This window comes from Mycobacterium sp. URHB0021 (assembly GCF_054057895.1).
This window is the reverse complement of the sequence record NZ_JBSRZT010000002.1, coordinates 117205-131277: the sequence shown is the minus strand read 5'-3', so window position 1 is coordinate 131277 and position 14073 is coordinate 117205. Positions and strand designations below refer to the sequence as shown.

The window sequence follows — 14073 nt, the reverse complement described above, 5'->3', positions numbered from 1 at the left end:
TGCACGCGGATCTACCCCGTGCGTAGTCCATCGCACCAACCTAGTCGCCAGGCTCGGACCTTCTTCGGTTTTGAGCCTGGCAGCGGTCCGGTTCGCATCGCTCACCGCGCCGGCACCTCAGATGATCGGGTCGTCCGAGGGCCGGCGCAGGCGCAGCCACCGATATCCGAAGGGTTCCATGCCGATTTCGATCCGCCCGTCGGCGTCGAGCGCGTGCTCCGAGAGGCCGTCGAGCAGGTCGATGAGAATGCACCCTGGGGGCACGTCCTCGAGCTGGATCGGCACGATGCAGCTGTCCGGCCCGAAGTTGTGCAGCGCGACCATCGCCCAGCCGGACTTCTCCCGACACAGATGGGCAAGGACCGCTCGGTTGGGCTGTTTCAAGATCTCCGGTATCGACCATCCGATTTCCGGCTGCTGGCGATACGTGTAGATGAGGTCACGGATGAACCACCAGAAGGATCGGTGGTCGTGACGCTGGTCCGCTACGTTGATGCGTTCCGGGCCGTAGAGGCCGTCCGGCAACGGACGCGGAAGCCGCCGCTTCGGCGCGTTGGAGAAGCCGCCGTTGTCGCCGCCGGTCCATTGCATGGGGGTGCGCACCGCGAATCGACCTGCAACGTCGAGGTTTTCGGCCATGCCGATCTCCTCGCCGTAGAACAACACGGGCGTCCCCGGCAGGGAGAACGCCAGTGAATAGACCATCCGCATCCGGCGATCGTCACCGCCGAGCATCGAGGGCAGTCTTCGGCGGAGGCCGCGCCCATAGAGCTGCATGCCGGTGTCGGGGCCGAACGCGTCGAACACTTCCTGGCGCTCGTTGTCGGTCAGCTTGTCGAGGGTGAGCTCATCGTGGTTGCGCACGAAATTGGCCCACTGGCTGGTCACGTCGAGCGCCGGTCGCTGCCGCAGGGCCTTGGCGATGGGCCGGGCGTCGCCGCGGGCAAGCGAGAGATAGATGTTCTGCATCCCGATGAAATCGAACTGCATGTTGAGCCCATCGCCGTCGGGGCCGCCGAAGAAGGCCTTCTGGTCCTTATAGGGAACATTCACCTCGCCGAGTAGAACGGCATCTCCCACTCTGCGGGTTACGAAGTTGCGGACGTCGCCGAGGTATTGGCTGGGGTCGAATACCCCCGGATCGCCCGGCGCGCCGTCCTTGGCGAAGAGAAACGGAACGGCGTCGACCCGGAATCCCGACACACCCAGCTGGAGCCAGAACCCGAGGGTGCGCGAGATCTCTTCCTGCACCTGTGGATTCGCAATGTTGAGGTCGGGCTGGTGCTTGTAGAAGTGGTGCAGGTACCACTCGCTTGTTTTGGGTTCGAGCTGCCATAGGCTGTCCTCCTGATCGGGGAAGACGACGTCCTTCACGCTGGATTTGGGCTCGGTCGCGCTCCACACGTAGTAGTCGCGGTACGGGTCGTCCTTGCTGCGGCGGGCGGACTTGAACCACGGGTGAGCGTCGGAAGTGTGGTTCATGACGAAGTCGATGATGACTCGGATCCCGTTCGACCGGGCCGTGCGCACGAGTTCGACGAAGTCGCCGAGGTTCCCGAGGTGCGGATCGACGCCGAAGAAGTCGATGATGTCGTAGCCGTCGTCCTTGCGAGCAGTGGGATAGAAAGGCATCAACCACAGGCACGTGATACCGAGGTCGGAGAGGTACTCGATGCGCTCGGTCATGCCTCGGATGTCACCGCACCCATCGCCGTTCCAGTCGTAGAACGTCTCGACGTCGGCGCAGTAGAAGATGGCGTTCTTCCACCAGAGGTCGCCCGTGTCGATCTTTCTCATGCGAGCGCCGCCGTCGACCGCGGAGCCGTCGGGGACAGCTGGGGCAGCACGTGCTGGCCGAACGCGTCGATGAAGCCGGCCTGGTCCTGACCGACGAAGTGCAGATAGAGCTCCTCCCAGCCTTGGTCGAGGTATTGCTGGAGCCAGTCAGCGTGCTGGGCGAGGTCGCTCGAGATTCGCACGGACTGTTTCACCCGCTCGGCTGTGACGGCCTCGCCGATCACGTCGAATGCCTCGACGGTTTCGATGTCCCAGCACACCGGAGGGGCGAAGACGTTGTTACGCCACTGGTCGTGGGCAATGGCCAGCGCCTCCTCGTCCGTGGGTGCCCAGCTGAGGTGTATCTGCAGGCGGGCAGGACCCCGCCCCCCGGCCTCCCGGTAGGCGCCCAGGACTTTTTGCAGTGTCTGCTCGGACTGGTTGACGGTGATCAAGCCATCCGCCCACGCAGCGTGGCGCGCTGCGGTCTCGGGAGTCACGGCCGGGCCAACGAGGTCGGGAACTGTCTCGGGCAGCGTCCAGAGTCGTGCCCGGTTGACGTGGACGAGGCCCTCATGCGTGACCTCCTGGCCGCGTAGCAGCCGTCGGATGACCTCTACGCACTCGACGAGCCGCCGATCACGCACTTCCTTCCGCGGCCATCCCTCACCGGTAACCCGTTCGTTGGACGCCTCGCCCGAGCCGAGCGCCGCCCAGAACCGACCGGGAAACATCTGCGCGAGCGTTGCGATGGCCTGGGCGATGATCGCTGGATGGTAACGCTGTCCGGGTGCGTTGACCACGCCGAACGGCAGGTCCGTCGTCGCCAGTGCAGCACCGAGGAACGCCCAGGCGAAGCCCGACTCGCCCTGTCGTGTGCTCCACGGACTGAAGTGGTCGGAAGACATACCCGCGGTGAAGCCGGCCTGTTCCGCCCGTTGGATATCGCGGAGAAGCTGCGCGGGGCTGACCTGTTCGTGCGAACAGTGAAATCCGATGACCGGCATGGCTTACGTGGTACCCGTTCTCAGCGCCGCTTACGTCAACGTCAGCTAATTGCCCGCATGTGGACTCCGCCGGCATCGCCAACCGCGCCCCTCATGCCGTCATGACGGAAGACGATCGACGTTCAGCCACTCACACGGAGCTCTTGCGGGCAGCTGTCATCTGGTAAGTGGCAGTCGCGGCAGCGCTCGGCACGGCCGGCGTCGAAGCCATTGCGCCCGCGCTCGCAGCTGTGCCCGGCATTACTGGCGTGAAGTTCGGGCGTGGTAGGCGACGAGTCCGGCCACATCGTCGGGAACCAAACGTCCGATAGCTCCGCTGGAGTACACGGCGCATACCAGTGCACCGTCGGGCGCTATGACGAATCCAGTCGCACCCCCGACGAGCCAGGGGCGGCGCTGACGCCCGAGTAAAACCGGCGCTACGGCGGCGTGGGGCAAGCCGTCAACACGCAGGCCGTGGCGGCACGAAAGCCGCGGACTCGCCACTCCGTCGGCCGCGATGCCGCACTGATCGCCCAGGCCCGCCGACTGCGAGGCAACGGCCGTGCACTGGACCCGTCGGGCGCAGCCTATATAGACGGACGACCATATACCGAAAGCTGTTCCCCAGGTCGCCGGCCGTCCAGAAGTACGCTCGGGTCCGACGGCATCGACACGCGACGGGCCGTCACCTGCTGTCAGCGATTGGCGCTGACCGCGTTGGAGCGCTAATTTTCCTGGCGTGATGTCCTCAGCTGCTGATGCAGTCGCGCGGTGGATCGCGCCCCTCCTGGCAGTTGCGGCCGTTGCCGGTATCGGTCTCGTCAGCGCCCCGGTGCAGGTCGCTTCCGGCCCGGCGGTGCGCTTGGCCGACGACGCCAACCCGCTGGCCGGAATGCCCTTCTACGTCAATCCCACATCGGTGGCCATGCGCGCGGCGCAGAGCGCCGATCCGCCGAGTCCCGAGTTGACCGCCGTCGCCAACACGCCGCAGGCCTACTGGATCGTTCCGGGATCTTCCGCAGCCACGGTCGCGAAGTACACCAGTGACGCGCAGGCTGCCGGCGCCATCCCGGTGCTCGCGCTTTACGGAATCCCGCACCGGGACTGCGGCAGCTTTGCCGCAGGAGGGTTCGCGACGGGCGCAGAGTACCGCGCGTGGATCGACGGCATCGCCACCGATCTGGGCGCTTCAAAGGCGGCGGTCATCCTCGAACCCGATGCGCTGGCCATGGCCGATTGCCTCTCGGGTGACCAACGCCAGGAACGATTCGACTTGATTCGCTACGCCGTCGACACGCTGAGCCGCAATCCGGCCGCGGCCGTATACATCGACGCTGGCCATTTGCGCTGGCACAGCGCCGACGACATGGCTGCCAGGCTCAACCAGGCCGGTGTGGATCACGCGCGGGGCTTCAGCCTCAACACCGCCAACTTCTTCACCACCGAGGATGAAATTGGTTACGGCGAGGCGATTTCCGGGCTCACAAACGGTTCCCACTACGTGATCGACACGTCGCGCAACGGCGCCGGGCCAGCGCCCGACGCTCCGCTCGACTGGTGCAACCCCAATGGCCGAGCACTGGGCACCCCGCCCACCGCGGCTACCGCGGGCGCGCACGCCGACGCCTATCTGTGGATCAAGCGTGTCGGTGAGTCCGACGGATCGTGTGACCGCGGAGATCCTCCGGCGGGCACATTCATCGACCAGTACGTCATCGACCTGGCCCGCAACGCGGGCCAGTAGGACTTGCAAGCGTCTGCCGCAGCCGTCGGTGTCCGGCGACGCGCTGGTGCGACGATAGAGCCATGACCGCAACGCTTGTCGCGAAGAACGTGGCCGGCGGATTCGCCCACCGCACTCTCTTCGAGGGGCTCGACGTGACTGTTGCCCCGGGCGATGTCATCGGAGTCGTGGGCGCCAATGGCGCGGGCAAGACCACATTGCTGCGAATTCTGGCCGGGGATCTCGAGCCGCTTGACGGCGTTGTCAGCTTCGCGCCCGCCGACGCCTTCGTCGGGTGGCTGCCGCAGGAGCACGAGCGGATCCCTGGGGAAACCGTCACCGCGTACATCGCGCGGCGCACGGGATGCACGGAGGCGACGCAGGCCATGGAAGCAGCGGCCGCGGCATTGGCAGACCCGGGTCAGAGTTCTGCGGATGTGGATCCGGCCGAAACCTACTCTGCTGCATTGGATCACTGGCTCGCTGCCGGGGCGGCGGACCTCGACGAACGGTTGCCGGCAGTTCTGGCCGACCTGGGACTGGGTTCCGATACGGTGCGGCCGGAGTTGACCATGATGACCGCCCTGTCTGGTGGGCAGGCGGCGCGGGTGGGGTTGGCGGCGCTGTTGGTGTCGCGGTTCGACATCGTCTTGCTCGATGAGCCGACCAACGATCTCGACCTCGACGGACTCGATCGGCTGGAGCACATTGTCCGCGACCTTCGTGGTGGTGTGGTGCTGGTGAGTCACGATCGGGAGTTCCTCGCCCGTAGCGTCACCCGCGTCCTCGAATTGGACATGGCCCAGAACACCACCACCGTCTTCGGCGGCGGCTACGAAAGCTATCTCGAGGAGCGGGAGGTCGGCCGCCGGCACCGGCGAGAACAATACGAAGAGTTCGCCGAGAAGAAGGCCGACCTGGTGGCGCGCGCACGCACCCAGCGGGAGTGGTCAAGCCAGGGTGTTCGCAACGCGATCCGCAAGGCGCCCGACAACGACAAGATCCGGCGCCGGGCGGCCTCGGAGTCCAGCGAGAAGCAGGCGCAGAAGGTGCGTCAGATGGAGAGCAGGATCGCCCGCCTCGAGGAGGTCGCCGAACCTCGCAAGGAATGGACACTCGAGTTCACCATCGGAGTCGCGCCGCGCTCGAGCTCGGTCGTTGCAGCACTCGACAATGCCGTTGTGAGGCAAGGCGACTTCGTCCTGGGACCGGTGTCGGTACAGGTGGATGCCGGCCAGCGGATCGGGATCACCGGCCCCAATGGGGCCGGAAAGTCGACATTGCTGCGGCTACTTCTGGGCCGCCGACGGCCCGATGAGGGCCGCGCCAGTATGGGCGCCAGTGTCGCCGTTGGCGAAATCGACCAGGCGCGGGCAGATTTCACTGGTCCGGGGCGACTCGTCGATCGCTTCGAGCAGCATGTGCCGTCATGGACGACCGCCGACGTGCGCACCCTACTTGCGAAGTTCGGGCTGGGCGCCGACCATGTGGAACGCGCGGTCGACGAGCTTTCCCCCGGCGAGCGAACCCGCGCCGGCCTTGCGCTGCTGCAGGCCCGTGGGACGAATGTGCTGGTTCTCGACGAGCCGACGAACCATCTCGATCTCGCCGCCATCGAGCAGCTCGAACAGGCCCTCGAAACCTATGACGGCGCGTTGTTGTTGGTGACACATGACCGCCGGATGTTGCAGAACGTTCGGTTGGATCGCTCGTGGCTGGTCGACAACGGTCATGTTGCCGAGTTGTGGCCGGATGTCGTCCCGCGCCCGTCACCGGCCTGAAGATCGACAACTCGCTGTGCGTTTACCGAGGGAAGCCGGCGGGTGTGCTGGCTACCTTTGCAAAGCGAGGTACCTGGTGCCAACAACGCCTGAAGCGACAGTGTTTCAGCGGCTGAAGTCGGCGCCTGCATCCCTGCGTAATCGGCTGCTGACCGTGTTGCTGGGGCCGCAGCCCCTGCGTCTCAGCGTCGGCATCGCCGTTGCGACCGCGTTCATCAGCATCGAGACGCTCTTGGTCCACTGGTTTCGACACACGGGGTCAGCGAACTCGTTCGGGGCGCTTTTCCTGCTCGGGGTGCTGGTTATCTCCGCGGCCGGCGGATTCGGGCTCGCGGTGTCGACAACGCTTGTGAGCGGGCTGATCTACTTCTATTTTCATCTGGCGCGCGACGGGTCGTTCGTCGTCAACGGCCGCGCCGTTGTTGTGCTGTTCGTCTTCCTGACCACCGCACTCATAGCCAATGTCCTTGGCAGGCAAGCCCGACTGCGGGCCAGCGAGATCGAGGAACGCCGCAGGCAATCGGATGCGGCGGCACAGCTGGCCAGGTCGCTGGCCGAACAACAGGCGGCGCTTCGCCGCGTCGCCACCCTGGTCGCACGCGGAGTCGCTCCGGCGGAGATCTATCCGGCTGCGGTGACCGAATTATCCCGAGGATGGGGCGTCGACAACGTCGCCATGCTGCAGTACGGGTCGAACGGTGCAACCGTCGTCGTGGGTGCCCGCGACGAGCACGGCAAGGAGGTGATACCCGAGGGTGACCAGCTTCCACTGGAGGGAGACAGCGTCGCGGCGCTGATCCAGCGAGAGGGCCGGCCTGCCCGAATGGACAGCTACGTCGGCGTGACGGGCCCGCTTGCGGAGCGACTTCGATCCCTCGGGCTGCGTTCCGCCGCAGGCGCGCCGATACTGGTCGATGGCCGCATCTGGGGTGCCCTGATCATCTGGTCGGCGCGCACCGAGCCGCTTCCGCCTGACACCGAACGTCGCATCGGTGATTTTGCCGACCTCGTGTCCACGGCCATCGCCAATGCCGAAACCCGTGCTCGAATTGTCACCGCGGCCGATCACGCGCGGCAACAAATCGAACGTGACCTCCATGATGGCGCGCAGCAGCAGGTCGTCTCACTCAGCCTTCAACTCCGTGCCGTCGAGGCGACGGTGCCACCTGACCAGCAGCAGTTACGAGAGCAGCTATCGCGCGTTGTCGCCGGACTCGGTGCAATCGCCTCCGAACTCCGGGAGATATCCCGCGGAATACATCCCGGCATTCTGTCGAAGGGCGGCCTCGGGCCCGCGATAAGGGGACTGGCCCGCCGGTCGGCAATCCCGGTCGAACTTGACCTCGGCGTCACCTCCAGGATGCCGGAACCCGTCGAAGTCGCGGCGTATTACGTCGTGTCAGAAGCCCTCACAAATGCCGCAAAGCACGCGCGCGCAACCCAAGTCACAGTGCGTGTCAGCACCGAGGAGGGCAAACTTCACCTAACCGTCGACGACAACGGGATCGGTGGCGCAGTCATCGGCAGCGGGTCTGGACTCATCGGACTCAAGGACCGTGTAGAGGCACTTTTTGGTCGTCTCGATGTTGTCAGCCCGCCAGGACGCGGAACAAGGCTGATGGCCGTAATTCCGCTCACACCCGACACCGCTGACAACACATGACCCGGCGCGTGTCAGCGTCGGCTGAGCGAATCTGCATTTCGCTCGCGAAATCCGCGAGCGAAAAAGGTGTGCGCCGGAGGGGTGTCGGCTGCTCCTACCGGTGAGCGCCGACCATGGCGGGCCGCGTCGTCGCGAAGGAGCTCATCATGACAGACGTCGATCGGGTAGCTGCGACGCATCCGCGACCCCGGCAGACCGACGAACCTACGACGTCAACGGGAGCCCGCGGACCGTGACCGACGAGTTGGGGAACCGCAAGACGATGCGGTACGACTATCTCACCGGATGGTTGAATTCCGAAACGAAGCCGCCGCATCTGCGGCCCAGTACGGTTACGACTGCCTCGGTCGCCGGCTGACGAAGTCGGTGTCCGACGAGAACGGTGCGCTCGAGGTTCGGTACACCGTCGACGCCGGTGTCATCGTCGAAGAGCAAAAAGGCGACACGGCAAGGAGTTTGGTGCGAGCGGGACGCTCCATTACGGCGTGGCCGGCGCCGGGATTCCGCCAGGGTGCGGGACGACGGGCAACGCGTGCGCCTACGCCGGTAATAACCCGGTGACATGCGTCGACCACACAGGGCGGTCGACATCCACGTGTTACAGCTGCGTCGGGCCGTGGCCCGCTCCGCGGACCATCAAGGTGGCATTTGAGGGCTGCTCGAGGCCCAACGCGTACGTGGCCTGGGGCGGCGAGGATGTCAACGTCTTCAACAACTTCTTCAACAGCGGATTCTCCGCCAGCAAACATGCGTCGATCCTGATCCACGAGCTGGCCCACGCCTACAACGACGCCGACGACTACTTTTACTATCCCACCGACGGGAGCATCCTGCCCTGGAACGCGGTCATCGAAACCCCGACTTCCTACCTTGACGTGGTGTGCACAAGTGGGGCCGAAAGATGTCGCCCGTTCTGGCGCCGCTCGTATCCTCGCCGAACACACTGCCCACGCTCAGAACTCGTAGCAAATGCGTAAGATCGGGACGGGGGTCGCAGTGTCTGACTAGAGGATTCACATGGGTGACTGGATTCGCGCTTGCGCCATGAAGCTATGCGCCAGCATCGAATTCGACCGGATTGCAGGCGTTGTTTGCGCGATCGTGCTGACCGCGTGCGCCGTTCCCATCGCCACGGCACCACCCGCGTCGGCGCAGCCGTGCCCCGATGTGGAGGTGGAGTTCGCGCGAGGCACCGGAGAACCACCAGGTATTGGCGGAATCGGACAGGCGTTCGTCGATGCACTGCGCTCTAAAACCGGTGCCAAATCCGTCGCGGTGTACCCGATCAACTACGCGGCCGCCGGCGATTTCTCAGACGGCCTCCAGTTCGCCCTAACGGTCATCGACGGGATTCGAGACGCGAGCAACCATATCGAATCGATGGCATCCGACTGTCCCAACACCCGGATGGTGCTGGGAGGCTATTCGCAGGGTGCGGCGGTGGCGGGCTTCGTCACCGCGGCAGATGTACCGCCGGGAATACCCGCAGTGTTCGTGCCTGCGCCGATGCCACCCGACATCGTCAACCACGTTGCTGCCGTGACGCTGTTCGGCAAACCATCGAATCAGTTCCTGAGCGACGCCGGCGCGCCGGTGATCACTATCGGCCCACTATATGTGCCCAATACCATCGACTTGTGCGCTCCCGGTGACACGATCTGCAACGGCGCGCCACCGGGACCGCCCACAGCCGCACACGGGTCGTACGCCACCAACGGCATGGTGGACCAAGCCGCCGTTTTCGCGGCGAGTCGGCTATAGCTACGTCGGGCGACAAAAATCGGTTGTGTTGCCGTCCGTGACACGACACCATCCCTATCGGGGCTCCGAAGATGACAGAGGACTGCCGATGGGGGTTGAAACGTCGATGCGATATCACAAGGGTGACCGTGTGACCGCACGGAGAAAAATCGAGGACTTCGATGTGCCGCAGGTCATGCCAGGCACGACGGGGACGGTGGCGGCGACCACGCTGTTCGGCCGCCCGAAGAAGGTCTTCTTTTCAGTTCAGACCGTGTGGGGTCCAAAACGTTTTCAGGCCAGCGTAGATCGACGCGACGTCGAATAACGGCACCCCTGAGGCGCTGACGGATTCAGCTCGCCGAGACCGCCGTCGACGGCGTCCTACACCGTGCGGGCCAGCCGGTCGGCGAGCAGCCCGGCGAACCGGGCCGGGTCTTCCAACGCGCCGCCCTCGGCGAGCAGCGCTGTCCCGTACAGCAACTCGGCAGTCTCGGCGACTGCGGGATCCTCGCTGCGGTCTTTCCGCGCCTGTTGTAGGCCGGTGATGAGCGGATGGTTCGGATTGAGCTCCAGGATCCGCTTACCGACCGGAACCACCTGCCCGGACGCCTGGTACATCCGCGCCAGCGCCGGGGTCATGCCCAACGCGTCGGTGATCAGGCAGGCCGGCGACTCGGTCAACCGGGTCGACAGCCGCACCTCCTTGACATGCTCACTCAACGTCTCGGTCAGCCAGCTCAGCAGTTCGGCGAACTCCTTCTCCTGCTCTTCACGCTCGGCGCGCTGGGCCAGCTTCTCGTCCTCGGTGTCGAGGTCCACCTCGCCCTTGGCCACCGACTGCAGCGGCTTACCGTCGAATTCGCTGACCGCTCCCACCCACACCTCGTCGACCGGGTCGGTGAGCAGCAGCACTTCGTATCCCTTGGCCTTGAACGCCTCGAGGTGCGGCGACTTCAGCAGCTGCTCGCGGGTCTCGCCGGTGGCGTAGAAGATCTGCTCCTGGCCGTCCTTCATCCGCTCGACGTAGGCGACCAGCGTGGTGGGTTCTTCCTCGCTGTGCGTCGAGGCGAACGAGCACAGCCGCAGCAGGGCGTCCTGGTTGTCGAAATCCGACAGCAGGCCCTCCTTGAGGACCCGGCCGAACTGCGTCCACAGCGTGCGGTAATCGTCGGGCCGCGCGGCCTGCAACTCCTTGATGGTCGAGAGGACCTTCTTGGTCAGCCGCCGGCGGATCGCGTTGATCTGCCGGTCCTGCTGCAGGATCTCCCGGGACACGTTGAGCGACATGTCCTGCGCGTCCACCACCCCCTTGACGAACCGCAGGTATTGCGGGATCAACTGGTCGCAGTCGTCCATGATGAACACCCGCTTGACGTACAGGTGCACCCCGATCTTGGTGGTGTTCGGGTTGAACAGGTCGAACGGGGCGTGCGACGGGATGAACAGCAGCGCCTGATATTCGAAGGTGCCCTCGGCCTTCATCACGATGACCTCGAGCGGGTCGTCCCATGCGTGGGCGACGTGCTTGTAGAACTCCTTGTACTCCTCCTCGGAGACCTCGTCCTTGGCCTTGGCCCACAGGGCTTTCATCGAATTGAGGGTCTGCACCTCGGTGCTGACCTGCTCCTCTCCGCCCTCCTCGGCGGGCGGCGTGCGCCGCTCGACGGCCATCCGGATCGGCCAGGCGATGAAGTCGGAGTACTTCTTGACCAGCTCGCGCAGCTTCCACTCCGCGGTGTAATCGTGCAGCTCGTCCTCGGCGTCCGCGGGTTTGAGGTGCAGCGTCACCGCCGTGCCCTGCGGGGCGTCGTCGACGCCTTCGATGGTGTAGGTGGCCTCACCGCCTGACACCCAGCGGGTTGCCTCACTCTCGCCGGCCTTGCGGGTGAGCAGCTCAACCCTGTCGGCCACCATGAAGGTGGAGTAGAAACCGATGCCGAACTGGCCGATCAGCTCTTCGGAGGCGGCCTCGTTCTTGGCTTCGCGCAGCTTCTGGCGCAGCTCGGCGGTCCCCGACTTGGCCAGAGTGCCGATCAGGTCCACCACCTCGGCGCGGGTCATCCCGATGCCGTTGTCCCGGATGGTCAGAGTGCGGGCGTCCTTGTCCACCGCGATCTCGATGGATAGATCGGAGGTGTCGACGTCGAGATCCTTGTTGCGGAACGCTTCCAGCCGCACCTTGTCCAGTGCGTCGGACGCATTCGAGATCAGCTCGCGCAGAAACGAATCTTTATTCGAGTACACCGAGTGGACCATCAGATCCAGCAACTGGCGGGTCTCCGCCTGGAACTCCAACTGCTCGACTTGTGCGCTCATGTGATTCCGTTCGACAACAACAGGATGAGTGTTTCGGTCAGCATCTTAGATCGATCGAAATTGGGGACCTCCCCGACCGGTGTGATGACGGCATCTCCCCACCGCGACCGACAGCGTGCCGTGACCAGTTCGCGGCGGGAGGCCCTATGGGTGGGTGGCGTGCTCGACCAGCCATGAAGCGACGCCTCTGAGCGCCGTCCTGCCCGTTGCCGTCGGGTGGCCCGGGAACCCGTGGGGTGACTCGGGATGGATCCCAAGTTCGACTTCATTGCCGGCGGCGGAGAGTCGACCCGCCATCGCCAGGTTGTCTTCCAATAGCAGGTCGTCGCTTCCCACGACCAGAAGCACGGGGGAAGGCCGTGGAGGTCGCCGTAAATCGGCGAAATGTCCGGGCTGGTGCGGTCATGCACGTGGCCGGGGTAGGCCAGAATGAAATATTCGTCAACGATGTGTCGTCCGGCCGGCGTTTGTCCGCTCAAGTCGTAGGCGCCGAACTGGAGGGCGGCGGCGCTGAATCCGTCGACGGCTGCCCTGTCCTGCAGTCGGAGCGGGGGTCGCGACAGCAAGTGTCGCTCCTGCCGATCAGCCGCCGATCGTCAGTCGGGACGACCCGAAGCGGGCATCGGCATGTTCGACCAGCCAGAGTGCAGCCGCTTCACAGTCATCCGGCGCAGCCGGCCACGGGTGCTCGGGTGCCAGCCGGTAGTCGACGCTGACGACGGCGAACTGGAGAGTGTCTGCGATATCGCGGTTATGCACATCATCTCGCGCTGCAGAATCTCCTCACCGGGATCTCCGCTCCCGCTGCTTCAACGACCTCTTCGACCGCCGGTGGATCGGTGGTGGGACACCACGCGGATGTCCTCGCCGCATTTCCCTCAGCTCGTCGGCATCGCCGGGGCCACGGCCGGCCGGCCTCGATCGGTAAAAGCGCCGCGCTTCTTCGATCTGCGCCGCCGGCACGTCAGCCAGCAGTCCGTGGAGCGCGAACTGCACCCGTCCCCTCCTGGTTCGTGGTCTCGTCACCACACTCCGGTGTCGGCGAAGCCGCTTCCCATGGCTTGAAGCTGCTCGGGTGAATGCCCGACCCAATGCGTTATCTCGCCACCTGTTCTCACCGGTTCACGGGTGCGGTAGGAGGAGTGCGAAGTCGGCGCCGTAGCTCCCGAAGCAATTCGGCGGCAGGACCCTCGAGCTGACGATGGGGACCCCACACCGCGCGCAGCGATCGCCGTAGTTCCAGTCCTTCGACTTCGACGACCTTCAGGTCGCCCGACTGCACTTGGTCGGCGACGGCGAGGGTACTGAGAACTGCGGGGCCCACTCCGTTCAGCACCGAGGTTCGAATAGCGGAGGCACTGCCGAGTTCCAGTAGGGGCGGGGCCATTTCACAGTCTGCCAGCGCCACCTCGAGGGTGGTCCGGGTGCCCGAGCCCGGCTCGCGGACGAGTAATGGCGTCGCGGCAAGTTCCTCGCGGCTGAGCAGGGTGCGTCTCCGCGCCCAAGGATGCGTCGCAGCAGTCACCAGCACAAGCCGGTCTCGGGCCACTTCGGCACTGTGCAGCCCGCGAGGGACGTGGGGCGACTCGATGAACCCGACATCACACAGGGCATTGGTCACTCGCTCGATGACCTGGGTGGAGTTGTGAACTTGCAGGTGAATTGTGATGTCCGGGTGGAGATCACGAAACGTGGCCAACCACCGCGGCATCAGATGCTCGGCGACGGTCATGCTCGCGGCCACGGTCAGCTCGGCCGAGTGATCGACAACCAGACCGGCCGCCACGTCGAGCAGTTTCGCCGCGTCCGCCAGAATCATCCGTGCCCAGTGAGCGACGATGGTTCCCTGGGCCGTCAGGACCGACCCGGTGGGACTGCGCCGGACGAGCGGGAGGCCGAGTCGGCGCTCCAGCTGCTTGATCGCCCTACTCGCATTGGGCTGGGATATCTGCGCCATACGTCCAGCCGCACTGAGACTTCCGTGATCGTCGACGCCGACGAGCAACTCCAGCACTTCGAGACTGGGTAACCGTCCGGGCATGCCGACAGCATATGCGCTAATGATATGACCCGATGCTCAGA

At 65.0% G+C, this 14073-nt stretch carries 11 protein-coding genes and 1 pseudogene; 7 read left to right on the top strand and 5 right to left on the bottom strand.

The features are described 5' to 3' along the window. Positions 1-117 precede the first annotated feature (117 nt). Together ACVWWN_RS02780 and ACVWWN_RS02775 are read right to left on the bottom strand one after the other, a co-directional pair. Positions 118-1797, bottom strand: a complete 1680-nt coding sequence (locus ACVWWN_RS02780) for an alpha-amylase family protein (protein ID WP_457142527.1) — start codon at positions 1795-1797, stop codon at positions 118-120. After that, entirely contained in the window at positions 1794-2783 is a 990-nt protein-coding gene (locus tag ACVWWN_RS02775) for a TIGR03885 family FMN-dependent LLM class oxidoreductase (RefSeq protein ID WP_457142526.1), read from the bottom strand. The genes ACVWWN_RS02780 and ACVWWN_RS02775 overlap by 4 nt, the downstream gene beginning before the upstream one ends. A 721-nt stretch (positions 2784-3504) precedes the next feature. Here ACVWWN_RS02775 and ACVWWN_RS02770 point away from each other — a divergent pair. The 7 genes from ACVWWN_RS02770 to ACVWWN_RS02740 all read left to right on the top strand — a co-directional run bounded on the left by ACVWWN_RS02770 (position 3505) and on the right by ACVWWN_RS02740 (position 10000). Continuing rightward, the gene (locus ACVWWN_RS02770) at positions 3505-4509 is read left to right on the top strand and encodes a glycoside hydrolase family 6 protein (RefSeq protein WP_457142525.1); all 1005 of its coding nucleotides are present in this window, start codon (positions 3505-3507) and stop codon (positions 4507-4509) included. 62 nt (positions 4510-4571) lie between these two features. Next, a complete protein-coding gene (locus ACVWWN_RS02765) occupies positions 4572-6269 on the top strand; it encodes an ABC-F family ATP-binding cassette domain-containing protein (RefSeq protein ID WP_457142524.1) in 1698 nt (565 codons plus the stop codon). Between the two features lie 76 nt (positions 6270-6345). Beyond that, on the top strand, positions 6346-7932 hold the full coding sequence (locus ACVWWN_RS02760; RefSeq protein ID WP_457142523.1) for a sensor histidine kinase: 1587 nt from the start codon (positions 6346-6348) through the stop codon (positions 7930-7932). 285 nt (positions 7933-8217) lie between these two features. After that, the gene (locus ACVWWN_RS02755) at positions 8218-8493 is read left to right on the top strand and encodes a hypothetical protein (protein ID WP_457142522.1); all 276 of its coding nucleotides are present in this window, start codon (positions 8218-8220) and stop codon (positions 8491-8493) included. Between the two features lie 80 nt (positions 8494-8573). Continuing rightward, positions 8574-8909, top strand: a complete 336-nt coding sequence (locus ACVWWN_RS02750) for a hypothetical protein (protein WP_457142521.1) — start codon at positions 8574-8576, stop codon at positions 8907-8909. Between the two features lie 67 nt (positions 8910-8976). Then, positions 8977-9693, top strand: a complete 717-nt coding sequence (locus tag ACVWWN_RS02745) for a cutinase family protein (RefSeq protein ID WP_457142520.1) — start codon at positions 8977-8979, stop codon at positions 9691-9693. An 88-nt stretch (positions 9694-9781) separates the two neighbouring features. Next, on the top strand, positions 9782-10000 hold the full coding sequence (locus tag ACVWWN_RS02740; protein ID WP_457142519.1) for a hypothetical protein: 219 nt from the start codon (positions 9782-9784) through the stop codon (positions 9998-10000). 56 nt (positions 10001-10056) lie between these two features. Here ACVWWN_RS02740 and htpG read toward each other — a convergent pair whose 3' ends face one another. The 3 genes and pseudogenes from htpG to ACVWWN_RS02725 form a co-directional block, all read right to left on the bottom strand. Further along, positions 10057-11991 (bottom strand): molecular chaperone HtpG, encoded by a 1935-nt coding sequence (gene htpG, locus ACVWWN_RS02735; RefSeq protein ID WP_457142518.1) that lies wholly within the window; start codon positions 11989-11991, stop codon positions 10057-10059. 144 nt (positions 11992-12135) lie between these two features. Continuing rightward, positions 12136-12987: pseudogene (locus ACVWWN_RS02730) on the bottom strand (alpha/beta hydrolase). Positions 12988-13105: 118 nt separating this feature from the next. After that, entirely contained in the window at positions 13106-14032 is a 927-nt protein-coding gene (locus tag ACVWWN_RS02725) for a LysR family transcriptional regulator (protein WP_457142517.1), read from the bottom strand. Positions 14033-14073: the final 41 nt, after the last annotated feature.